This is a genomic window from [Clostridium] hylemonae DSM 15053 (assembly GCF_008281175.1).
Taxonomy (GTDB): Bacteria; Bacillota; Clostridia; order Lachnospirales; family Lachnospiraceae; genus Extibacter; species Extibacter hylemonae.
Genome location: NZ_CP036524.1, coordinates 2,758,603 through 2,782,707, shown reverse-complemented (window position 1 = coordinate 2,782,707; position 24,105 = coordinate 2,758,603). Strand labels below are relative to the sequence as shown.

Genomic DNA, 24,105 nt, shown 5'->3' with positions numbered 1-24,105 from the left:
AAACGATTAGTATACACTGATTCATATTGTATACAAATTATAACGTGTTTTAAAGGAAAAAACAATATTATTTTCAATATATGTTGACTTTTGAAAAATGCAGTGCTATATTAAGTATAGAAAAATTGTATACAAATTATTCTAATGTATACAAATACATATCATATGAAACACCTGCAGTTCAAGAAATAAACTATGTTGAGAGAGGAAGGTATGCAGCATGAAATTGGGATTTATCGGTACAGGTAATATGGCGTCTGCCATCATGGGAGGAATCATTGAGAAACAGATCATTCCGGCGGAGGAGATCATTGGAGCAGATCTGTTTGCCCCGGGCAGAGAGAAAGCGCGGACACAGTTTGGCATCCATGTGACTGACAGTAACAAAGAAGTTGTGGAAAAGGCAGAAGTCATCGTTCTTTCTGTAAAGCCGCAGTTCTATGAGGACGTGATCAATGAGATAAAGGGCGATATTAAAGATGATCAGATTATAATCACGATTGCGCCCGGAAAGACGCTTGCGTGGCTCGAAGAGAAGTTCGGCAGACCGGTAAAGATCGTCCGCACGATGCCGAACACACCTGCGATGGTCGGAGAAGGTATGACGGCTGCATGCCCGAATGAGCATATGGACGATAAAGGGATGGAATATGTAAAGACGCTGCTTCAGAGTTTCAGCCAGGTTGAAGTCGTGCCGGAACGCCTCATGGACGCGGTAGTTTCCGTAAGCGGCAGTTCACCGGCTTACGTGTTCGTCCTTATTGAAGCCATGGCCGATGCCGCCGTATCAGGCGGAATGCCGAGACCGCAGGCGTATAAGTTTGCGGCGCAGGCAGTGCTCGGAAGTGCCAAGATGGTACTGGAGACTGGAAAGCATCCGGGAGAACTAAAAGACATGGTCTGCTCCCCGGCAGGGACGACGATCGAGGCAGTCCGCGTATTGGAGGAGAGAGGGTTCAGAAGTGCCGTGATCGAGGCAATGAAAGTGTGTGAAGACATATCCAGGAGTCTGTAAGGTACACGAATTGAACCGGTGGCGTTCCATAAGCTGCTGTAAATTTATATGCCGGCTCCGCCTGTTTTCCCGGGGTGAAGGTACGTATATATTCAGATAAAAGACCGTATCCGCAGGATGCGGTCTTTCGTCTGCCCTGTGAAGCGGTTTTGCGGGGAAATATGTGTTTAATACACGTGCAGGATATAAATTAACAGAAAATATAATTATTTATAAAAAAGATATTGACAAATAGAATTAACTGGTGTATTATAATGACATAAATAATAAACAAGATAAGAAAACAGATAAAACATTTGTTGGAAGTGAGTTTATTATTAAAATTTGAAGGACGCATTCATACAGAGATAATTTTTAATAACGTTGGTTGATAAGGAGATTCGGAAGAATAGAAGTATTGATTGGATGTAAGAAGTTCAGTAAGTATGATGTATCAAACAAAACGGGTTATTAAAAATATTATCGAAGAGTGAAAGCAGAATTCAAAGAAATAGTTTAAGAAAGGAAGGTACGGACCGCCAAAAAATTAAACTATGAATCTGATCCAAGTTGATCAGAGAAAAAAATTTTACCAACAGAAAGGGTAAAAGAATGATTGAAGAATCAAAGTAAGGATGGGTGTCATTTATGTAATATAATTGATGCCCATCTTTACTGTCCTTTTGTGTCCTGCTATAATAGGATGCGTAATAAAAAAGCTGTACCGGGCCGATCTTGCCGGGCAAAGCAAAATGCGATGGAGACAACGATATGCCGAAAGCTTATAACCAGAAAATAAAACTGCTGTTTCTGATGGATCTGCTGGAGAGGCAGACAGATACGGAACATTCGATAACAATGAAAGAGATTCTGACTGCCATGGAAGCAAACGGCATCCAGGCCGCCAGGAAAAGCATATACAGCGATATTGAGACGCTCAGACAGTACGGCATGGATATAGAGTATAAAAAAGAACAGCCGGAAGGGTACTATCTTGCGAGCCACTGCTTTGAACTGCCGGAGCTTAAGCTGCTTGTGGATGCGGTGCAGTCCTCACGTTTTATCACAGAGAAGAAGTCCAGAAGCCTGATCAAAAAAATTGAAGCGCTGGCAAGCAGGCATGAAGCATCCTGTCTGCAGAGACAGGTGTATGTTTCCGACCGGATCAAGACGATGAATGAGAGCATTTATTACAATGTGGACAAGATACACGCCGCCATTTCGGGGAATTCTAAGATAAGATTCCAGTATACACAGTGGACATTGGACAAGACAACTGTACTGCGCAATGAAGGGAAATTCTATTATATCAGTCCGTGGGCGCTCAACTGGACGGAAGAAAATTATTATCTGATAGGCTATGATGCGGACAAGAACGCTCTGAGGCATTTCAGAGTGGATAAAATGCTGAAAATAGAGGTCCTGAAGGAGAACAGAGAAGGGGCGGAGATATTCCGGGACTTTGATCCGGCCCGGTACTCGAAAAAAACTTTTGGGATGTTCGCGGGGAAGGAAGAAACGGTATCCATCCGTTTCCCAAACCGTCTGATCGGGGTAGTCATTGACCGGTTCGGAAAATCGGCCGCAGTAAAAAGAGACGGGGACGGTTTTTTTACGGCCAGGGTCCAGGTTGCTGTGAGTGAACAGTTTTTTGGGTGGTTAACAGGATTAGGAAAAGATGTTATAATAGTTTCACCTGAGGCGGTTGCCGGGGAGCACAGGAGACTTCTTCAGGGAATCATAGATACTTATGCCTGCGGCACATGACCGGTTCCGCCGGCACGGATGATTAATAAGGGACAAAGGAGACGATATCATGGAAATGGTAAACTTAAATGACATAATTGGCAATGCATTGGACGGAACGTCGAAGCTCACAGGTTCAGGCGCTGTACAGGGGACGACGGCGCTCATTGTTGCGGCTGCGATCGGAATACTCGTGTGTCTGTTCGGACTTAAGCTTGTGAAAATACTGACTGCCGCCGCCGGGGCCGTTATCGGCGCGGGGATCGGAGTATCCGTGGCGGTCGGGCTTGGACTGACAAAGATCACATTTCTGGCTGTGGTGATCGCCGGGGCCGTTATTCTCGGCGCGATGGCATTTTTCCTCTATAAATTCGGAGTGTTTCTGATGGTGCTGGCTTATGTGTTTGGCGTATGCGCAATGCTGCTGAAGCCGGATTCACTTATTCCGCTCATCATCAGCATCGCGGTCGCGGTTGTGTTTGCAGTGCTTGCCGTCATCTTTATCGAACCGCTTGTCATCATCGTTACCGGTCTGTCCGGCGGTGTCTCGGCGGGGGTGGCTGCGGCCGAGCTTGCAGGACTTGCGGCAAATGCGTGGATAGGCTTTGGCATCGGGATCGTCATGGCGGTTATCGGTATCAGCGTCCAGTTTATGATGCATTCCAGAAAGATCGGTAAGACGGAAAAGGTACACGCAAAAAAATATAAAGAACAAGTATCCAGGGAAACCGAGGTAGAGAAGGCAAGAATGATACTTGACGATGACGCGGAAGAAAAAGAGGACGACGAAGATTGAGTCCTGTTTATGACACACCTCCTCTGTTATAGTGTGAACTATAACAGGGGAGGTGCTTTATTATGTACAGAATTTTAAAAATTGTGCTGCTCACAGCCGGGATCATGATGCAGGCGGCGTCCGTTGTCTTGTTTGGATTTACGGAGATCCATATTTCAGAATACTTGTACATGGCTGTCTGGGTGTTATGCGGCATTCTCATCAAATATCTGCTGCAGTCGTTATCGCCGGACGGCAAGGCAAATTAACCCATATGGACTGTGTTTAGTTGTATTTTGCGGCGGATGTGATATAATATAAACATAAAAATGAATAAAGGGGGCTTACTGATGAAGATAGATATGCACTGTCACGTAAAAGAAGGTTCGGTGGACAGCAGAGTAAGCTTGGATGAATATATCACAAAGTTAAAGGAAAATGGTTTTGACGGAATGCTTATCACAGACCATGATACCTATAAAGGCTACCGCCATTGGAAAAACAGCATGAAGGGCAAGGTGCATGATGACTTTGTCGTGCTCAAGGGGATAGAGTACGATACTTGTGATGCAGGGCACATTATCTGTATTATGCCGGAAGGTGTAAAGATGAGACTGCTGGAACTGCGCGGTCTGCCTGTAGCTGTGCTGATCGATTTTGTGCACCGGCACGGGGGAATCCTCGGGCCGGCTCATCCTTGCGGGGAGAAGTATCTCAGTTTTACAAATACAAAGAAGTTTTATAAATCACCGGAGATCATCAAACGGTTTGATTTTGTGGAGGCGTTTAATTCGTGTGAGCCGGAGGAATCTAACGAAGGGGCGGCAAAGCTGGCCCGCAAATATAAAAAGCCGGGGATCGGAGGAAGTGATTCCCACAAGCTGGACTGTGTCGGCAGAGGATATACGGTGCTGCCGGAGCATGTGACGTGTGAGACGGAGCTTATCTCGCTCATACGCAGGAAAGTGCCTGTTGAGGCGGGAGGAATGCTGTACAACAAGACAACGAAAGACAAGATCGGGAAGGTGAACAAGCTGCTTGTATATTCTTTCTGGTTCTACAATAAGGGCGGCGAGCTGCTCAAGCGTCACAGAAGAAGACAAAAAGGCCAGGTGGAAAATCCGGTAGACCCGATCGATCCGATCGAGATCCCGTATCTGGAGCGAATGAAATAATGAGACAAGTCCTTTGCAGTGTATGCAGAGGACTTCTCTTATGTTCATACATCTGTTTAATGTCCGGATAATGATGAGGAACAAAGTACAAAGGAGAAAACGAAGCGATGTATAGTATGATGTGCCGGCTGTTTCAGAAGGTGATGAAGTTTGTCATGGACCGTGTGCCTTTCTGGAGAAAGCCAAAGATGATAACCGGCAGGGACAGTCTCAAGAAGCTGCCTGCCATAATACAGAAAAAAGGAATCAAAAATGTCCTGCTTGTGACCGATCCGGGTATTTCTGCCCTTGGACTGCACAGGCAGCTTGTGGAGTGGATCCGGGAAGCCGGCATCCACTGTACGGTATATGACAAAACAGTGGCAAACCCGACGATCGCCAATGTAGAGGAGGCGCTTGCACTGTACCGTGAACACGACTGTCACGCGATCATCGCGTTCGGCGGCGGTTCCCCGATGGACTGTGCCAAAGGAGTCGGCGCCAGAGTGGCAAGGCCGCGTAAAAAGATATCGTCCATGCGGGGAGAGCTGAAGATCCTGAAACCAATTCCGCTGCTCATCGCGATACCGACTACGGCCGGAACGGGGAGTGAGACGACACTTGCGGCAGTGCTGACAAATGAAAAAACACATGAAAAATATGCGGTCAACGACTTTGTTCTGATCCCCCGGTATGCGGTGCTCGACCCTGTGCTGACCAGAGGACTGCCGAAGCATATCACAGCGGCCACCGGGATGGATGCCCTCACCCATGCGGTGGAGGCGTACATAGGGCGCAGCAACACGGCAGAGACGATCGAGGACAGTGTATCAGCGGTAAAGCTTATCTTCCGTAATCTGGAGAAAGCATACAGAGACGGGGAAGATATGGAGGCAAGGGAGAAGATGCAGAAGGCGTCCTTCCTGGCCGGAGCGGCGTTCACGCGTGCATACGTCGGATATGTTCATGCGATCGCCCACAGTCTCGGCGGAGAATACGGCATTCCCCACGGGCTTGCCAATGCGGTCATACTTCCGTACGTGCTGGATGCCTATGGGAGCAGTATTTATATCCAGCTTGCGGAATTGGCGGATATTGTCAGGATCGGGCAGGAATTCGAGGAGGATCAGGCCAAGGCGGAGGCATTTATCGCGGAGATCAGGGCGATGAACAGGCGGATGGGCCTGCCGGAGAAGCTGGAAGGCATCAGGGAAGACGATATCGACATGCTGGCAAAAAGGGCGGCCAGAGAGGCAAATCCGCTCTACCCGGTACCGAAGATCATGAAAAAGGCACAGCTGAAGGAAATTTATTATCAGATTCGGGCATAGGAGGAGGAAAATGACGGATTACAAAGAAATTATCAGAAAACAGAGAGAGTATTTCAGGGAAGGCGAGTGCAAAAGCGTGGGGTTCAGGATAGCGCAGCTTCAGCGGATGAACGCCTGGATATGTAAAAATGAAGAGGCGATAATGGAAACACTGCACAAGGATCTGCACAAATCGCCCTTTGAGGCTTACGCCACAGAGATAGGGATCGTAAAAGAGGAGATAAAGTACACGCTGAAGCATCTGCGCCGCTGGGCGAAGCCGAGACGGGTGCCTACGCCGCTCACCCAATTCCCGTCCAGTTCCTTTATTTATCCGGAGCCTTATGGGGCAGTGCTGATCATGTCTCCATGGAATTATCCGTTTCAGCTGACGGTCGCGCCTCTTGTCGGCGCCATTTGCGCGGGCAACTGTGCTGTAGTAAAGCCTTCCGCTTACTCCCCCCACACGTCAGACATTGTGGCCAGGATGATCCGTGAACTGTTTCCGGAGAAGTATGTAAGTGTGATCACGGGCGGAAGAAAGGAAAACGAGGCGCTCCTGAATGAGCGTTTTGACTATATTTTCTTCACGGGAAGCGTTAATGTGGGGAAATATGTGATGGAGAAGGCGTCAAAGCACCTCACTCCGGTAAGTCTTGAACTGGGCGGCAAGAGTCCGTGCATCGTGGATGAGACCGCGGATATTAAGCTGGCGGCAAAGCGTATCGTGTGGGGAAAATTCCTGAACTCCGGGCAGACGTGTGTAGCTCCGGATTATATACTTGTTCAGAAGAGCGTGAAAGACAAACTGCTGAAGCAGATAGAAAAATATATCTACAAAATGTACGGCAAAGACGCGTGCCACAATCCGGAATATCCGAAGATGATCAATGACAAGCATTTTGACAGAGTGCTCGGACTTATGCGGGGGACGCACATTGTATGCGGCGGAGGAAGCAGAAGCGACACGAGACAGATCGAGCCGACTGTCGTCGACCAGGTGAACTGGGACAGTCCGGTGATGCAGGAAGAGATCTTCGGGCCTGTGCTTCCGGTGCTCACCTTCTACGATATCAAAGAAGCGGCAGCTATGGTCAATGCCAGACCCCGTCCCCTGGCGTTATACCTGTTCACAAAAGAAAAGAGAAGGGAAGCTTATATTTTGAGGAATGTCTCCTACGGCGGAGGCTGTATCAATGACACGGTAGTGCATCTGGCGACGTCCCACATGCCGTTCGGCGGTGTCGGGAACAGCGGTATGGGCGGCTACCACGGCAAAGCCAGCTTCGATACCTTCACACACGAAAAGAGCATTATGAAAAAGTCACTGCTCATAGACATACCTGTGCGTTATGCACCATTTAAGAATAAACTGAATATACTGAAAAAGTTACAATGATCGTAAGAATCGAAAGGGGTCAGACCCCTGCGCACGCAGGGGGTCTGACCCCTTTCAACTCTAAAACAATTTGCCGATTTGAAAGATTATTGTGCTCATTGTCCACGCTGTTACAAGCTGAAAGAGTACAATTCCAAGGGTTCCTTTCCAGCTTTTTAATTCCCGGTGCATCGTGGCGATGGTGGCGGTACACGGTACGTACAGCAGGCAGAATACCATGAGTGCATAAGCATTCAGGGCGCCGAATCCCATGGAACCGAGTGTCGTCACCATTGTGCCCATGCCGTGGGCGGTTGTGATGTTCTGGATGCCGAACAGTACGCTGCAGCTTGACACGACGACTTCCTTGGCGGCGATTCCGGCGATGAGCGCCACGATGATCTGCCACTGTCCGAGGCCGGCGGGCCGGAAGACGGGTACCACCGCCCTTCCGATGATAGAGCCGAAGCTCTCGGTGATGTCAGTCACGTATCCGCCCGGACCAAAGTTCAGTATGACCCACATGATGACAGAGGCGATGAAGATGACGGTACCGGCTTTGGTCAGATAATCTTTTATCTTTTCCCACACATAGATGGCGATGGTACGTGCATTCGGCGCTTTGTATTCCGGCAGTTCTATGAGCAGCGCGTGTTCTGCCCTGCTTCCGTCTATCCTGGACAGGATAAAGGCGGTGGCGATGGCTACGATGATGCCGAGCACATACATGGAATAGCATACGAGCATGGCATGCTTTCCAAAAAACATGGAAGAAAACAGCACATATATAGGCAGTCTTGCGCTGCAGGACATAAACGGCGTGACGAGGATCGTCTTGAACCGGTCTCTCTTATGCTCCAGCGCGCGGGACGCCATGATGGCAGGAACCGAACAGCCGAAACCGAGAAGCAGCGGAAGGAAGGCCCGTCCTGACAGACCAAGTTTACTCATGATATCGTCCATGACAAAGGCGACCCGGGCCATATAACCGCTGTCCTCCAGAAAGGCAAGCGCCAGAAACAGGATAAATATATTGGGCAGAAAGGTCAGGATCCCGCCCACGCCTGAGATAATGCCGTCCACCACAAGGGAGGTCATCATCTCCCCTGTATTTACAGCGGCAAGGCCGGATGAAACAGCCGCGGACAGCGCCTCCAGCCCGATCTCAAAGTATCCTTTCAGCCAGTCCCCGATCGTAAAAGTAAAGAAAAAGACAAGGGCCATAATTCCGAGAAAAATCGGAAGCCCGAGCCACCGGCTCGTAAGAATACGGTCTATTTTATCGGTAGAAGCTTCTTTGCGTGACTTGTTTACGAGGACCTCCGCAATGATCTCCTCTATAAAATTATATTTCTGGTTGATGATATCCTTTTCATAGCTGCGGTCCACCGTATTGCCGAGTTCAAGCGGATAGGCGTTTGTGACACCTTTGTCCTGCTCGAGGATCTTGATGGCATGCCAGCGCTTGTTTTCCAGATCAGGATAGCACCGGCTGAGCTCAGCTATGATAAGGTCTATCTTGTCCTCTATGTAATCCTCGTACACCATGGCATATTCGTCGTGGTGGTTATGCCGGTGTGAGTATTTGAGGCCGGGATGGTGGTGGATCAATGGTCCCTGCCTGTCATATTCTTTGTGATGTGAGACGGCGTGCATGAGGATGGACAGCCCGGTCTTTTTTCTGGCAGATACCGGAATGGCCGGGACGCCGAGCATTTCCGGAAGTCTGTGGAGGTCGATCTCCATCCCCCGCTCTTCCACAATATCCATCATGTTAAGCGCCAGGACGACTGGTTTGCCAAGCTCGATGAGCTGGAGTGTGAGGTAGAGATTCCGTTCCAGACTGGAGGCGTCTATGACGTCCACGATGACATCCACGTCGTCGCTCATGATACATTCGCGCGACACTGTTTCTTCCATTGTATATGACGTCAGGCTGTAGATACCGGGAAGGTCGATGAGCTTAAATTCCTGCCCTTTGTATGTGGCCCGTCCCTCCTTCTTCTCTACGGTGACACCCGGCCAGTTGGCCACCTTCAGGTTTGCGCCGGTAAACGCGTTGAACAGGGTCGTCTTTCCGCAGTTTGGATTCCCAATAAAGCCTACATTGATCGTTTTTCTCATTGCGCCTTAACCTCCCGGATCTCTATATGGTCGGCGATCCGCCTGCCCATGGCAAAGCGGGTTCCGCGGAACTTGGCTGTCAGAGAGCCTTTTTTGTCGTTGTTGAGCACCGTGATCTGCGTACCTTCCGTCAGACCGAGCGCTTCGAGGCGGCGCTCCAGGCTTAGCTCAATATCGATCGATCTCACCTCATAAGTCTGATTGTTTTTTCCTTGTTTCAGTGTCATATGTGAACAGCTCCTACAATTGTTATTGATAATTATTATCTATTACAATGGATATCATACCACTATTTGACGTAAATGGCAATGTGAAGTATACTATAAAGACTATAAAACAGAGGCAGAAACGGAGCGGATCTATGCAGATTTATTTTTTCATACTATACTTTTTCACATACGGTTTTCTCGGATGGTGTACAGAGGTGGCTTTTGCCACGACGAAACAGCATAAGTTTGTGAACCGGGGGTTCTTAAACGGCCCCATTTGTCCCATCTACGGCGTCGGTGTCGGTATTGTCGTACAGTTTCTTGCCCCGGTAAAGGACAACCTCATATTACTTTATCTTACGTCCACCGTGCTCGTCACACTGATCGAATGGATCACCGGCTTTCTGATGGATAAGATATTTCATCACAAATGGTGGGATTATACCGGCCAGCCGCTGAACATAGGCGGATACGTCTGTCTTGTTTTTTCTCTTGTCTGGGGCGTGGCCTGCGTATTCATCGTGAAGGTAGTCCATCCGCTCATACATAAGGGGCTTTCGTTCATCCCGGAAGTTGTCGGCATTGTGATCATCGCCGTGCTCGGCGCGGTGCTCATTTCAGATATTTATGTTACCGCGTCCGGTATCCTGAAGCTGAACAGACGTCTCGAGATGATGGAGAAGATCGCGGCGGAACTGCGGGAGTTTTCCGACAAGGTAGGGGAGAACATTCACGAAAACGTGATGGAGACGATGGAAGTTACGGAAGGGATCAAAGAAAAGCTGGAGACGGCCACGGAAGAACAGATGGGCCGTGTGGCGGATCTGAAAGAAAAATACAGGGAGCTGGCAGAACATGGAACGAGAGTGAGCAACCGTCTGCTAAAGGCGTTCCCGAAGATGGAATCGAGGCGGCATAAAGACATATTGAAAGAACTCCAGCAGAGATTAAGGAAATAATGAAAAACGCAGCCATGCCTGTGCTGCCGGACATATCCGGCAGTGCGGCAGAGGCTGCGTTTGCTTTATAGTTTCTTCTTTTTACGGTGTACCATATAGGACTGTACCATCAGGTAACCCGGATATATAAGACAGAATACCGGGAGAAGGTAATTGGCCGGAAAGCCGAGCTTTTCCAGATAACCGTCCACGAGGATGAAGATAACGATAAGCGGCAGGACATAAGAGATGTAGCCCTTTGTCCAATTCGGAAGCTTCAGTCCCTTTCCGCTGTTTACTTCCTGACTGTAGTTCTTCCAGCCCCATCCGTACCGGTATGTACAGAAGAGCAGATAGAGCAGTGAGCCGAGCGGCAGCAGTGTGTTGGAGACGATAAAGTCCTCCAGATCCTGAACAGTGCTTCCCGCGCCGAATGGCTGGAAACCGCTCAAAAGATTGAAACCGAGCGCGCATGGAAGGGAGAGCAGGATAACGACGACCGCATTTACGGCAACTGCCTTCTTTCGGGTCCAGCCGAAGTCCATGGCAAATGCCACGATATTTTCAAATACCGCGATGATCGTAGTCAGGGCGGCAAAGGCCATAAAGGCGAAGAACAGAGAGCCCCAGACCCTTCCTCCGGCCATCTCATTGAAGGTGGCCGGAAGTGTGACAAATATAAGTCCCGGTCCGCTGCCCGCGTCTATGTTATACGTAAAACATGCGGGAAAGATGATAAGTCCCGAGAACAGCGCGACGAGCGTATCCAGAACGACCACGTTAAGACTCTCCGATACGAGAGAGTGGTCTTTTCCGATATAACTGCCAAAGATAGCCAGCGCCCCGATACCGAGACTCAGCGTGAAAAACGCCTGCCCGAGCGCGGCGAAGATGATCTCGCCGAGGGAATAATGCTCCAGCGCCCTGCCGAAATCAGGAATCAGGTAGAAGGCAAGCCCTTCCTTTGCGCCGCTGAGCAGGAAGCTGTGCACAACGAGTACGATCATGACGAGAAACAGCGCGCCCATCATGTATTTTGAAATCTTCTCCACTCCATTTCTGAGCCCTCTGGAACAGATGAAAAATCCGATGACGGTGACAACAAGCATCCAGAGAACCTGCTGCGAAGGACTTGCCAGAAAGCCGGAAAAGGAAGCATTGATCTGCTGTGCATTTTTGCCGCTCAGCGAGCCGGCCGCGGTCTTGAAGAAATAGGCAAGCATCCAGCCGCCGACCGTTGTGTAGAACATCATCAGCATATAGTTGCCGACGAGAGGGACGAGCTTGATAAAATGCCATTTTGTTCCCTCAGGTTCCAGTTCTTCAAAAGATCTGGCGGCGGATTTCTGTGACGCCCGTCCCACGGAATATTCCATAGTCATGATCGGAAGACCGAGAAGGACCAGGAATACAAGGTATATCAGAACAAAAGCAGCGCCCCCGTACTGTCCGGTGATATATGGGAACCGCCATACGTTGCCGAGTCCTACTGCGCAGCCTGCGCTGATAAGCAGAAAACCGAGCCGTGATGAAAATTTTTCTCTTGTGTTCATTCTCTACACTCCTTATAAAATAACATGCTGTCCCCCGCCATGCCAGCAGACGGAGGATACTTCTCCTATTCTACTAAACAGAGTGTCAATCGTCAAATGTATATTGACAAAAACAGAATTAGCAGATATGATATTTACACTCGTCAAGTAATTCTATCGCCGGCAGTTCTGCTGGTCTTTAAAGGGGGCGTCCCCGTTTCGGGAGCTTTCATCCCTGATTTTCCTCAAGAGATAAAGAAAAGGAGAATGTGTATGAAATATGTAGCCAGACAATGGAGGCTGTTTGCGTCCGGTTTATTTTTGCTGCTTTTTTGTCTTATCCTGAAGGGAGAGGCGCGGGCGGCGTCCGTGACTCTTGAACAGGGGGAGGCAGTTTATTATCAGGGATACTCGACTCACTATTATTATATAGACGGCGTTCTCGGATACTGCCTGGAACCTGGCAAGGTACCGCCGTCCGACGGCAGTTATGACTCACAGGTCATCGATAACAGCCAGCTTCTGAGCAAGGCCATGTATTATGTGTACGGAGGGCCGGGGTATGAGACACATATGAAGCCCGCGCTTGCGCAGGTGTGGCAGACAAAGGAAAATGCCTACTGCCTGTCCCACTGTGTACTTTCCTATATTTATGACGGTATGAGCGGGGACAGCGACGCATTTATCGGCCTGAACGAAGAGATGAAGGATCAGGTTGTCCGGTGTGCCTCATGGATCAGAGAATGGCCGGCGATCCCGAAGCCGGATATCGCATTCTCCGGCACAGAGTTTCAGAGCTGGTTTGACAGAGAAGGAAAGCAGCAGCGGACAGATGAGATAACCTGTGTCGGCGACGCGGACAACAGTATGACCGTGCCGCTTCCGGAGGGGGTGTGGCTTGTCAATGTCACAAAAGGGACAAGAACGTCCGGAAATGTGGCTGTGTCAGGCGGCGACCGTTTTTATCTGTCGGCGGATGCCGGGCTGTTTAACGGGGAGCGGTATGAATCGGGAGAGCTGTACGGCAGCCGCCGGCAGGCATGGCGGACGCTTGTCATAAAGCCGGGGGAAAGCGGACAGAATATCGGTGCAGGCAGGCTCGTCACAGTGGGAACTGCGCCCGCCTCTCTGGCGGTATCATGGCTTCCGAAGCCGGAGCTTGAGACAAAGAAACAGGCGGATAAAACCGGAAAGACATATAAACTGGGGGATGTTATCACATATACGATCGAGGTCACACAGCGCATACAGGACGCAGTCGCCAAAAATGTCGTCATTTCAGATACGATCCTGACGGAAGGAGTGAAGCTTCAGAAGAATTCTGTCGTCCTGCTGGATGCCGGACAGCGCACGGTCCCGGATGCCGTCATCTCGGCGGAAGGAAACACATATACGATCCGCTCCGGCCAGTCGCTGGAATTCTTACAGAGCGTAGAAAAAGGAGAGAAGTTCTATGTTGAATACCAGGTCGTCATCACCGATGCGTCTGTTATCGGAAGGGAGATTGAAAATGAAGTCGTTGTGAGGGCGGACAATGCCGATGAAGTGAAAGACAGAGAGACTGTCACAGTGGAAGAGCCTGAAGAACCAAAAGAGCCGCAGGAGGAGCCAAAAGAAATACCGGAAGAGGTGAAAAAGGAGCCGGAGCAGCCAGAAGAGAAGCCTGCGCCGAAAGTTACGGTAAAAGCAGAGGCCGTGAAGACGGGAGATGAAGAAAGTTTGATGGTTCTTATCATATTGCTCATTCTTTCTTGCGCCGCAATCACAGCCTGTGGTAAAATAGCTCGTAAGACTAAGTAGATGAAGGAGGCGTCACAAGATATGGGAATGACGATGACACAGAAGATTCTTGCGGCACATGCGGGACTTGACCATGTGGAGGCGGGACAGCTGATCGAGGCAAAGCTTGACGTAGTTATGGCCAATGATATCACAGGCCCCATGGCGGTGCCTGTATTTAACCAGATGGCGGATAAAGTATTCGACAGGGAAAAGGTGGTCCTTGTTCCGGACCATTTTACTCCGAACAAAGATATCAAATCTGCGGAGAATTCCAAATCGATCCGCGAATTTGCCAGAGCCCAGGGGCTGACACATTATTATGAGGTGGGGCAGATGGGGATCGAACACGCGCTGCTGCCGGAGAAAGGTATCACTGTAGCGGGGGAATGCATCATCGGCGCGGACTCGCACACATGTACATACGGGGCGCTCGGAGCATTTTCCACCGGTGTGGGCACGACAGACATAGCGACCGGAATGGCGACCGGAGAGTTGTGGTTTAAAGTTCCTTCCGCCATAAAGTTCGTGCTGAGCAATAAGCCGTCACGGTATGTGAGCGGCAAAGATATCATCATACATATTATCGGAAAGATCGGCGTGGACGGCGCGCTTTATAAGTCCATGGAATTCACGGGCAAAGGCATCTCGAACCTTTCGATGGACGACCGTTTTACCATGGCGAACATGGCGATCGAGGCCGGGGCGAAAAACGGGATCTTTATCGTTGACGAACAGGCTGAGACATATATGAAGGAACACTCTGACAAGAGCTACACGATATATGAGGCGGATGAGGACGCCGTCTACGATGAGGTGGTGGAGATCGATCTCTCCAAAGTACGTCCTACGGTGGCGTTCCCTCATCTTCCGGGCAACGCAAAGACGATCGATGAGATCGAGGCTATGGAGCCGGTCAGGATCGACCAGGTCGTTATCGGTTCCTGTACGAACGGCCGTATGGAAGACATGAGAAGAGCGGCGGCTGTGCTGAAGGGACATAAAGTGCATCCGGATGTACGCGCCATGATAATTCCTGCCACGCAGAAGATCTATAAGCAGTGTATCAGCGAAGGGCTGGTGGATATCTTTATTGACGCCGGCTGCGCGTTCAATACACCGAGCTGCGGTCCGTGCATGGGCGGGCACATGGGTGTGCTCGCGGCAGGGGAAAAATGCGTTTCCACCACAAACCGGAACTTTGTCGGCAGAATGGGACATGTAGATTCCCTTATTTACCTTGCATCCCCGGAAGTGGCGGCGGCAAGCGCCATCGCGGGTCATATTGCAAATCCAGAGAAAGCAGGTGACAGATAATGAGAGCGTCAGGACATGTATTTAAATATGGGGACAATGTAGACACAGATGTGATCATCCCGGCACGGTATCTGAACTCCTTTGACGGGAAAGAGCTGGCGTCCCATGCCATGGTAGATATCGATCCGGAATTCGCGGGTAAAGTTAAGCCAGGTGACATGATCGTGGCCAGAAAGAATTTCGGCTGCGGCTCGTCAAGAGAACATGCGCCGCTCTGTCTGAAAGAGGCCGGCGTCAGCTGCGTGATCGCGGAGACATTTGCCCGTATCTTCTATAGAAATGCGATCAATATCGGGCTGCCTATCATCGAATGTCCGGAAGCTGCACAGGGAATTGAGGCCGGCGATGAAGTGGAAGTTGATTTTGACAGCGGAATGATCTACAACAAGACGAAGGACAAAAGCTTTCAGGGACAGCCGTTCCCGGAATTTATGCAGAAGCTTATCGCGGCCGGGGGGCTTGTGAATTATACAAACGGTAAAAAGAGATAGTGAGGATAGTCTGGTATGGGAAATGAGAGAGGAAATGGGGCGGCGCTGCTGCCGATAGGAATATTTCTCGTGATATTCCTTGGCTCCGGCATCGTGACAGGGGATTTTTATGCGATGCCCGCCATTGTGGCATTTTTGATAGCGCTGTTTGCAGCATTTATACAGAACAGAGGCCTGAGCTTTCAGGAGAAGATAAGTGTTATAGCCAAAGGGGTGGGGGATGAGAATATCATTACCATGAGCCTTATCTTCCTGTGCGCCGGAGGATTTTCCGGCGCTGTGACGGCCGCCGGGGGAGTGGAGAGTACGGTCAGTTTCGGCCTGTCCATTCTGCCCGCCAAGATTGCAGTGGTAGGACTGTTCGTGATCGGATGTTTTATCTCTGTATCCATGGGGACTTCCATGGGAACGATCGCCGCGCTTGCGCCGATCGCAGCAGGTATCAGCGAGGAGACAGGATTCTCCCTGGCGATCTGTATCGGAGCGGTTGTGTGCGGAGCCATGTTCGGGGACAATCTGTCCATGATATCGGATACGACGATCGCTGCGGTAAAGACGCAGGGATGCGAGATGAAGGACAAGTTCAGGGAGAACTTTCTCATCGTACTGCCGGCCGCAATTATCACGATCATTATCTTTCTGGTGATCACAAGGAACGGAAGCGCCAGTGTGGCTGTGGGAGGTTATAATATCCTCCGTGTCATTCCGTATATCCTCGTGCTTGTGGGGGCGCTCATCGGCATGAACGTGTTTGTCGTGCTCATTGGGGGAACGGTCGTATCCCTTGTTGTCGGTGTCGGCACCGGAAGCCTTGCCGCAGGAGAGATGTTCTCCGCTGTCGGGAAAGGCGTGACAGGCATGTACGATATCACGGTCATATCCATCGTGGTGGCCTGTATCGTGTCACTTGTGAAAGAGTACGGCGGCATCCAGTTCATCCTGAACCTGATCAGGCGCAGTATAAAGGGGCAGCGCGGAGGCGAGGCGGGAATCGCGGGGCTTTCTCTGCTTGTCGACATGTGCACGGCCAACAATACGGTCGCCATCGTTATGGCAGGTCCTATCGCAAAAGATATCAGTGAAGAATTTGATATATCACCGAGACGTTCCGCGTCTCTGCTCGATATATTCACATCCGTGGGGCAGGGACTGATCCCTTACGGGGCACAGCTGCTCTCCGCGGCCAGCCTTACGGGACTGACACCATTTAACATAATGCCATATTTGTTTTATCCGATATTGATGGCAATCAGTGCAATTCTTTTTATTGCATTCAGGAAAGCAAAGTGAAAGGATGAGAAAGATGAATCTACATTATAAGAGCACAAGAAATTCCAACTTGAAGGCGGCCGCGTCTGAGGCAGTGCTGAAAGGGCTTGCGCCGGACGGCGGACTGTTTGTGCCGGAGCGGATCCCGGCGCTTGATATTCCGATGGATAAGCTGAAGGATATGAGCTATCAGGAGACTGCCTATGAGGTGATGAAGCTGTTTCTGACTGATTTTACGGAGGAAGAGCTGAAAGACTGCATCGGCAGGGCGTATGACAGCAAGTTTGACACAGAGGAGATCGCCCCGCTTACAAAGGTTGATGATACATATTACCTGGAACTGTTCCACGGCTCAACGATAGCCTTTAAGGATATGGCTCTGTCTATCCTTCCGTATCTCATGACGACCGCTGCGAAGAAAAACAATGTGGAGAATGAGATCGTCATACTGGCGGCGACTTCCGGAGATACCGGAAAAGCGGCCATGGCAGGATTCGCGGATGTGGAAGGTACGAGGATCATTGTGTTTTACCCGAAGAACGGCGTGAGCAGGGTGCAGGAGCTGCAGATGGTCACGCAGAAGGGGAAGAATGTAGATGTAGTCGCAATACACGGTAACTTTGACAATGCCCAAAGCGGTGTCAAAGAAATGTTTGAGAACGAAGAGCTTGCCGGAAAGCTTGCCGAAAACGGATATCAGTTTTCCTCCGCCAATTCGATCAATATCGGCCGTCTGATCCCCCAGGTCGTCTATTATGTTTACGCGTATGCAAAGCTGCTTGAGGGTGAGGAGCTGTCTGAAGGAGAGAAGATCAACGTAGTCGTCCCGACAGGCAATTTCGGAAATATACTGGCCGCATATTACGCCAGGCAGATGGGAGTGCCGATCGACCATCTTGTGTGTGCTTCCAATGAAAATAAGGTGCTGTTTGACTTTTTCCGGACGGGAACATATGACAGAAACAGAGACTTTGTGCTCACCACCTCCCCGTCCATGGATATTTTGATCTCCAGCAATCTGGAGCGCCTTATCTACCTTGTTACAGGAGAAGATTCCGAACAGACGGCCGCATTCATGAGCGAGCTGAAAAGCGGGGGAAGTTATACGCTGACAGAGGAGATGAAGGAGAAGCTGAAAGACTTCAAAGCCGGATACGCAACGCAGGAGCAGACGTCCAGGCAGATCAGACATATCTGGGACGGAACCGGGTATGTACTGGATACGCATACGGCTGTGGCATCATACGTGTGTGATGAATACAGGAAGACCTCCGGGGACAGCGGCAAATGTCTCATCGTCTCGACGGCCAGCCCGTTCAAGTTCGTAAAAAGCGTTATGACCTCCATTGACAGCAAATATGGGGAGGAAGATGAATTCCGCCTTCTGGAGGAGCTTAAAAAGGTTTCCGGAGTGGAGATGCCCCGCGCCATCGCGGATATCCTGGATGCGGACGTGCTCCACCGAACGGAGTGTGATGCGGATAAGATGGAAGTTACTGTAAAAGAGATATTAAATATACAATAGTAGAGGTGTGACAGATGTTAGATGGAATATTTGGAATATTTGGGCTTGGATGCGGATTGTACTGTCTGTATGCCTTCTTCATGATGAAGACAAAAAAGGAGATCAATACGACGATCTTGCTGCCGAAGGATGCAAGATTCAAAAAATGCAAGGACGTGGACGCCTACTGCAGGGAGATGTCCGCTCCGCTTCTGACGCTGGGCATTATCGTAACGGCATATGGGGCGCTCGACCTGTACAATTCTTATATGGGCGGTATCGGCATATTATTTTTGATAATGTTCGCTCTTGTATGGGTTGCGCTTATCTGGTTTTTTGTGGCGGTCCGCAAGTGCAATAAAAAATATTTTGGTGTTTAAAGGGTGAAAAATGCAGGATTATATTTGTAATCCTGCATTTTTTGAAATTATATACACAATACATACAACAATTCAGAGATAAATGAATGATAAAAACAAAAAACCTTCGTTAAAACATTGTTAAAGTCTTGACTTTTCTTCTGAAAAATGAGATAATGAATCAAATTTGGAATTTTAAGGAGGAAAAGAGACATGGCAACAAAAGCATATTATCCGATCAGTGAAATTGGTGCCGGAAAAACTGGTTTTTCCAAAACACGCTCTATAATTGAAGCAGCATTTTATGGAAATAATGTTGTTCCGGTTAACACATTAAAAGAGGCATACAACCTGGCGAAGAATTCACCGGGAACAATCGTTACAGATATGCCCGTATATAGGGGAGAAGAATTTGGTCTTGACAGCGATGCAAGGGTACTGTTGTTCAACGACGGTGCAGTGACAGGACGTTACGCAGGCGCGCGCCGCATTAAGGGAGAACCGGGAGTGGATGCTGCAAAGCTTGACAAGGTGACGATGGATGCTGTTTACGAATCACGCTGGAAGACGATGTATCACGCGACCGTATATGTAGGTCTTGATACAGAGTTCATGGTAAAGGCACACCTTCTTATTCCAGAGGGAGAAGAGAACATCATGTACAACTGGATGCTGAACTTCCAGTATATGTCTGATGAATATGTAAAGATGTACAAAAATTCCAAAGCAGTTGGAGACGGAAAAGAGCCTGATATCTATATTTTCTCCGATCCTCAGTGGTTCCCGCAGGACCGTCCTGACGTTGACTACAGCTGTCTGAGCGATCCTCTCACTCTCTGCTATTTCGACACAGCCGAAAACTGTGCTTGTATCCTCGGCATGAGATACTTCGGAGAACACAAGAAAGGTACGCTTACAATGGCGTGGGCGATCGCCAACAGAAACGGATACGCTTCCTGCCATGGCGGACAGAAGGAATACACACTTTCTGACGGTTCCAAATATGTTGCTTCCGTATTTGGACTTTCAGGTTCCGGTAAATCTACTCTTACACACGCAAAGCACAACGGTAAGTATCCTATCACAGTGCTGCACGACGATGCGTTCATCATCAACACAGATACATGTGCTTCCGTAGCGTTAGAGCCGACATACTTTGACAAGACAGCGGATTATCCTACAGGCTGCGAAGATAACAAATACTTATTATCCGCGCAGAACTGTTCTGCGACATTAGATGAGGACGGAAAGATCCAGCTTGTGACAGAGGATATCAGAAACGGTAACGGACGCGCCATCAAGTCCAAGCTGTGGTCACCAAACCGCGTGGACAAGATAGACGCACCTGTCAATGCCATTTTCTGGATCATGAAGGATCCTACCATTCCGCCGGTAGTAAAATTAAAAGGCTCCGCCCTTGCATCTGTGATGGGTGCGACACTTGCGACAAAGACATCCACGGCAGAGCGTGTTGCGGCAGGCACAGACTTGAACGCACTGCGTATCGTGCCATACGCTAACCCGTTCAGAACCTATCCTCTTGTTAACGACTATGAGAAGTTCAAAAAGCTCGTGGAAGAAAAAGACGTAGACTGCTATATCGTCAATACAGGCGATTTCATGGGCAAGAAGGTTCAGCCAAAGGATACGCTTGGAATTCTCGAAGCTATCGTAGAGAGAAGAGCAGACTTTAAACAGTGGGGACCATTTGAAGATATCGAGATCATGGAGTGGGAAGGATTTGTTCCTGACCTGAATGACGCAGACTACAAAGCCCAGCTTAAGAACGCTATGCTCAACCGTGTAAATGCAGTAGAGAAGTTCTCAACAGCAAAAGACGGTTATGATAAACTGCCGGACGAGGCGCTTGCAGCACTCAATAAACTGGTAGAAGAACTGGCTTAATCAATCCTCATAAAATTGTAAAAATGTGCCAGCTGTCACAGCCGGCACATTTTTGTTGAAAAACGAGAGATAATAGAGTATAATGATTTTAGGAAAACCTGGGATGCACGACAACTCCTGTAATTTTGAACCTACAAAACTTTAAACGGGACTCTTATATCTCTGAAATATGTCAGGCCCCCGATTACGCAGGGGAAGACAGAAAAACAGATGCGGACACCCACCTGGCTGCGGCTAGGAGTCAAAATACAGGAACCGGCATTTTGGGGAACTCACAAAAGATAAAGGGCAGTCGTAGATAATACGGCTGTCTTTTTGTGATATGGGGGAATTCATTTTTTTCTGCATTCCGGTCTATTTTACGGATGCTGTCATAAATATAGAAAAAACAGGTGGACAAGAGGTACATAATGTGAGACATAGAAGAAAAGAAAAATATCTGTATTACGGGCTGGCGATTCTCGTCACCTTGTTTATTATAGTCGGGCTCGTGTCGGCGTTAAAGGGAACAGACATAAGAAAAGGTACAGGAACGCCCGGAAAGGAAAAAAAGTCAGAGGAATCAAAGGGCGGCCGAAGCGAAGAAAAAACGGCCATAGATAATCCGAATATACGCGTCCTTATTATGGATAACGGATACAGCAATATTGTCCATCCGGCTGTGACGGTGTCGTCTGACAAAGGGATGACACTTACGTGCGGAGAGGAAAAGGAAGACTGGGATAAGCCGGACAGTCTTACGATAGCGCCGGATGACGCCAGATTTCAGAAAGGAACTATACGTATACAGGCAAAGGAGGGAAAGGTCACGCTGTCAAGCATCAAAAGAGGTTACGGCACTCCCTCCTACAGCGGTGTGATCGAACTGCGCACTACCGCTGAGGGGATTGTCATCATAAATGAACTGCCTGTGGAGACGTACCTGTGCGGCGTGGTGCCGAGTGAGATGCCGGCTTCGTATGAACTGGAGGCGCTGAAGGTGCAGGCGGTCTGCGCCAGAAGTTATGCCTACCGCCAGATGGCAGACTACGGATATCCGGAGTATGAAGCGCATGTAAATGACAGTACAGACTACCAGGTGTACGGCAATTCCAAGGAACAGGAATCGACATCAAAGGCCGTGGCTGAGACCGCCGGCCAGGTCGTCCGATATCAGGGAGAAGTCGTTACTACATATTATTATTCCACCTCCTGCGGTAAGACGACATCCATGGAAGCCTGGGGTACAGCGCCGAACGACAGCAACGGATACCTGCAGAGTGTAAATGTGTCGGACGGAAAAGCGGATTACGAAAAAGGGCTTCCGTGGTACAGATGGGAGGCGTCAGTTCCCATCCAGACACTGTCCGATCTCGTTGGGCTCAATACCGGCACGGACGTGGGGACATTGTCCAGTGTGGAGGTGACAAAAAAAGGGCCGGGTGATGTGGCGCTGCAGATAAAAGCGACAGGCAGCAGCGGAAGTGTGACCGTAGAGACGGAAAATAAGATCAGAAGGGCGCTGGGAGGAAAGGGCTACCAGATAACGAAGCAGGACGGCACGGTCATAGACAGCAGCGCGCTGCTGCCGAGCGCCTTCTTTACGGTCGAAAAGACGTCAGACGCATTTGTCATAAAGGGCGGAGGATACGGCCACGGCATCGGAATGAGCCAGAACGGCGCAAACGAGATGGCAAAACAGGGGAAAGACTACAAAGAGATCCTCACGCTCTTTTTCCATGATGTCACGATAGAATAAACAGAGACAACAAGGGTGCGTTTCCTGTTCAGAGCAGGAAACGCACCCTTTATCAGTTAAGCGCCGTCATATGCTGACAATGCCGGGGGTAAGGAGGCCGGCGGCTTCGGGCAGCCCGCATCGTGACATGAAATCCCGGACAAAAGAGAGGATATGGCAGTAACATTCGGACAGCGAGGAGGCAAACGCGTCTTTCCTGCCGCCGGCCAGATGCTCCAGCGCTGTCAGACTGTATTTCGTAAGCAGATCGGCATGTGAAGGTCCTTCGCTGAAGAAGGAGAAGTAATAGCCCCAGTTCATGAGTTTCTCCAGCTCCTGCAGAATGGTCTTCATCGGCTTGAGCGTCTGGTTGTCTATGACGCAGCGTGTGAGGTCCGCTAGTGGTATGGAGCCGGTCCGGGAAGTACGCTGCCGGAGCTTTTGTATCGTCTGTCTGTCGATGTGGTCAAATGCGAGAAGGGCTGCCGGATGGACAGCAATGGCCATAAGCTGTACACCGCTCAGATATAACATGGTATCTCTTCTGTATGTTTTGTTTTTCATACATTGAAAAGTTGAGCTGTCACTCTGGAGAAATACGACGGTACCCTTGCCGTTTAATGTCTTCGAGAAGCCGAGTTCACCGAGCATGGACAGTGCTCTGCGCACAGTGGAGACACTCACCTTGTACTGACGGGCCAGGGCTGCCTCAGACGGCAGAAAAGCACCTTCTTTATAAAATCCGGTACCTATCTTATTAATTAAGTCCCGGACTATCTGTGTATAGTAATGGTCCCGTCCTCGTTCTGCTGCCCACGCGTATTCAACAGATGTCTCCTCCAAAACATCACCGTATCGGATGTGCATCTCATCGAGATAACGGCGGATGGCCGAGGATACAGCCTTGAACATAAGCCGGAAGCGGCGGGTTATTTCATGGGCATCTCTGGAAGGTATAGAGTCCATCACCCAGGCGGTACTGTCAAATTCATTATATTCCTGTACAAGTTCCAGAAAGCGGCCGTGATCCTGGAAGAAGGGCAGCCTGGCGTACGTCTCCAGGCTGGAGAACAGATCTCGGAACAGCAGATTGTGTGAGCGTTCCAGCATAGTGTAGATGCAGTTCCGGCAGGCCTGTTCCGAAGCTTTTGGATGTCTCCGCCTCAATGTCGTGATGCGGCGCGTCATCTGCCTCAATTCTTCTTCATCAAAGAGACTGGCGGAAAACGACAACAGCAGAGGAATCAGTATATAGATCGTTTCATGTACAGCGAGAATGGAAGTTTTTCGCTGCAGTACGGAATGGATCCCGGAATCTTCTGGAGCGGCCTTATAAATAACGGCAGCGGCTTTTCGTTCTTCTGTGCGTATATAACCTTCTTCCTTCAGTCTGCGCATGACATCTTTTACCGTGCGTATCCCTACATTGTAAAAAACGCACAGACTGTTCATGGACGGGAGTCTGTCTCCATATTTCAGACGTCCGCTCACGATCTGCTCCTTCAGTTCCCCGTAGACATGTTCTGCTAAAGTCTTCTTCACATTCATCACGCTTACCTCCCTGCGCCGGATTTAGATAATTATACAAAAGGATATAAAAAATG

At 49.5% G+C, this 24,105-nt stretch carries 20 protein-coding genes and 1 other RNA gene; 17 read left to right on the top strand and 4 right to left on the bottom strand.

The window, feature by feature from the left end:
* Positions 1-220: 220 nt before the first annotated feature.
* From proC to LAJLEIBI_RS12940, 7 genes are all read left to right on the top strand, one after another.
* Positions 221-1,015, top strand: coding sequence for a pyrroline-5-carboxylate reductase (gene proC / locus LAJLEIBI_RS12970; RefSeq protein ID WP_006442550.1), 795 nt, complete (start codon positions 221-223; stop codon positions 1,013-1,015).
* 750 nt (positions 1,016-1,765) lie between these two features.
* Positions 1,766-2,761: a helix-turn-helix transcriptional regulator gene (locus LAJLEIBI_RS12965; protein WP_006442547.1), complete on the top strand. Its 996-nt coding sequence runs from the start codon at positions 1,766-1,768 to the stop codon at positions 2,759-2,761.
* 49 nt (positions 2,762-2,810) lie between these two features.
* Positions 2,811-3,536: a hypothetical protein gene (locus tag LAJLEIBI_RS12960; RefSeq protein WP_006442546.1), complete on the top strand. Its 726-nt coding sequence runs from the start codon at positions 2,811-2,813 to the stop codon at positions 3,534-3,536.
* A 62-nt stretch (positions 3,537-3,598) separates the two neighbouring features.
* Positions 3,599-3,784, top strand: coding sequence for a hypothetical protein (locus tag LAJLEIBI_RS12955; protein WP_006442545.1), 186 nt, complete (start codon positions 3,599-3,601; stop codon positions 3,782-3,784).
* Positions 3,785-3,865: 81 nt separating this feature from the next.
* A complete protein-coding gene (locus LAJLEIBI_RS12950) occupies positions 3,866-4,690 on the top strand; it encodes a PHP domain-containing protein (RefSeq protein ID WP_040434854.1) in 825 nt (274 codons plus the stop codon).
* Positions 4,691-4,797: 107 nt separating this feature from the next.
* Positions 4,798-6,000: an iron-containing alcohol dehydrogenase gene (locus LAJLEIBI_RS12945; RefSeq protein ID WP_006442543.1), complete on the top strand. Its 1,203-nt coding sequence runs from the start codon at positions 4,798-4,800 to the stop codon at positions 5,998-6,000.
* Between the two features lie 10 nt (positions 6,001-6,010).
* Positions 6,011-7,378, top strand: a complete 1,368-nt coding sequence (locus LAJLEIBI_RS12940; RefSeq protein ID WP_006442542.1) for an aldehyde dehydrogenase — start codon at positions 6,011-6,013, stop codon at positions 7,376-7,378.
* Positions 7,379-7,438: 60 nt separating this feature from the next.
* Here the strand turns inward: LAJLEIBI_RS12940 and feoB are convergent, their stop codons facing one another.
* Together feoB and LAJLEIBI_RS12930 are read right to left on the bottom strand one after the other, a co-directional pair.
* On the bottom strand, positions 7,439-9,481 hold the full coding sequence (gene feoB, locus LAJLEIBI_RS12935) for a ferrous iron transport protein B (protein ID WP_006442541.1): 2,043 nt from the start codon (positions 9,479-9,481) through the stop codon (positions 7,439-7,441).
* On the bottom strand, positions 9,478-9,708 hold the full coding sequence (locus LAJLEIBI_RS12930; protein ID WP_006442540.1) for a FeoA family protein: 231 nt from the start codon (positions 9,706-9,708) through the stop codon (positions 9,478-9,480). The genes feoB and LAJLEIBI_RS12930 overlap by 4 nt, the downstream gene beginning before the upstream one ends.
* 134 nt (positions 9,709-9,842) lie before the next feature.
* On the opposite strand from LAJLEIBI_RS12930, the gene LAJLEIBI_RS12925 reads away from it, so the two are divergent.
* The gene (locus tag LAJLEIBI_RS12925; RefSeq protein WP_040434850.1) at positions 9,843-10,649 is read left to right on the top strand and encodes a putative ABC transporter permease; all 807 of its coding nucleotides are present in this window, start codon (positions 9,843-9,845) and stop codon (positions 10,647-10,649) included.
* A 65-nt stretch (positions 10,650-10,714) separates the two neighbouring features.
* Here LAJLEIBI_RS12925 and LAJLEIBI_RS12920 read toward each other — a convergent pair whose 3' ends face one another.
* Positions 10,715-12,181 carry a sodium-dependent transporter gene (locus LAJLEIBI_RS12920; protein ID WP_006442538.1) on the bottom strand — a complete coding sequence of 489 codons (1,467 nt, stop codon included), beginning with the start codon at positions 12,179-12,181 and terminating at the stop codon, positions 10,715-10,717.
* A gap of 252 nt (positions 12,182-12,433) precedes the next feature.
* Here LAJLEIBI_RS12920 and LAJLEIBI_RS12915 point away from each other — a divergent pair, with 252 nt between their 5' ends.
* The 9 genes from LAJLEIBI_RS12915 (at position 12,434) to LAJLEIBI_RS12875 (ending at position 22,522) form a co-directional block, all read left to right on the top strand.
* Positions 12,434-13,960: an isopeptide-forming domain-containing fimbrial protein gene (locus tag LAJLEIBI_RS12915; RefSeq protein WP_040434848.1), complete on the top strand. Its 1,527-nt coding sequence runs from the start codon at positions 12,434-12,436 to the stop codon at positions 13,958-13,960.
* Between the two features lie 21 nt (positions 13,961-13,981).
* Positions 13,982-15,256, top strand: a complete 1,275-nt coding sequence (gene leuC / locus LAJLEIBI_RS12910) for a 3-isopropylmalate dehydratase large subunit (protein WP_040434846.1) — start codon at positions 13,982-13,984, stop codon at positions 15,254-15,256.
* The gene (leuD, locus tag LAJLEIBI_RS12905) at positions 15,256-15,747 is read left to right on the top strand and encodes a 3-isopropylmalate dehydratase small subunit (protein WP_006442535.1); all 492 of its coding nucleotides are present in this window, start codon (positions 15,256-15,258) and stop codon (positions 15,745-15,747) included. Before leuC ends, leuD begins: the two co-directional genes overlap by 1 nt.
* Positions 15,748-15,762: 15 nt before the next feature.
* Complete coding sequence (locus LAJLEIBI_RS12900; protein WP_006442534.1) at positions 15,763-17,037, top strand: Na+/H+ antiporter NhaC family protein; 1,275 nt, start codon at positions 15,763-15,765, stop codon at positions 17,035-17,037.
* A gap of 13 nt (positions 17,038-17,050) precedes the next feature.
* On the top strand, positions 17,051-18,541 hold the full coding sequence (gene thrC / locus LAJLEIBI_RS12895) for a threonine synthase (protein ID WP_040434844.1): 1,491 nt from the start codon (positions 17,051-17,053) through the stop codon (positions 18,539-18,541).
* 14 nt (positions 18,542-18,555) lie between these two features.
* Positions 18,556-18,900, top strand: a complete 345-nt coding sequence (locus LAJLEIBI_RS12890) for a hypothetical protein (protein WP_006442532.1) — start codon at positions 18,556-18,558, stop codon at positions 18,898-18,900.
* A 192-nt stretch (positions 18,901-19,092) separates the two neighbouring features.
* Complete coding sequence (locus tag LAJLEIBI_RS12885) at positions 19,093-20,784, top strand: phosphoenolpyruvate carboxykinase (ATP) (protein WP_006442530.1); 1,692 nt, start codon at positions 19,093-19,095, stop codon at positions 20,782-20,784.
* Between the two features lie 92 nt (positions 20,785-20,876).
* Positions 20,877-21,058: non-coding RNA, 6S RNA (gene ssrS / locus LAJLEIBI_RS12880), on the top strand.
* A gap of 48 nt (positions 21,059-21,106) precedes the next feature.
* Positions 21,107-22,522: a SpoIID/LytB domain-containing protein gene (locus LAJLEIBI_RS12875; protein ID WP_006442529.1), complete on the top strand. Its 1,416-nt coding sequence runs from the start codon at positions 21,107-21,109 to the stop codon at positions 22,520-22,522.
* Positions 22,523-22,588: 66 nt separating this feature from the next.
* On the opposite strand, the gene LAJLEIBI_RS12870 is transcribed toward LAJLEIBI_RS12875, so the two are convergent.
* The gene (locus tag LAJLEIBI_RS12870; RefSeq protein WP_006442528.1) at positions 22,589-24,049 is read right to left on the bottom strand and encodes a GntR family transcriptional regulator; all 1,461 of its coding nucleotides are present in this window, start codon (positions 24,047-24,049) and stop codon (positions 22,589-22,591) included.
* Between the last annotated feature and the right edge of the window lie 56 nt (positions 24,050-24,105).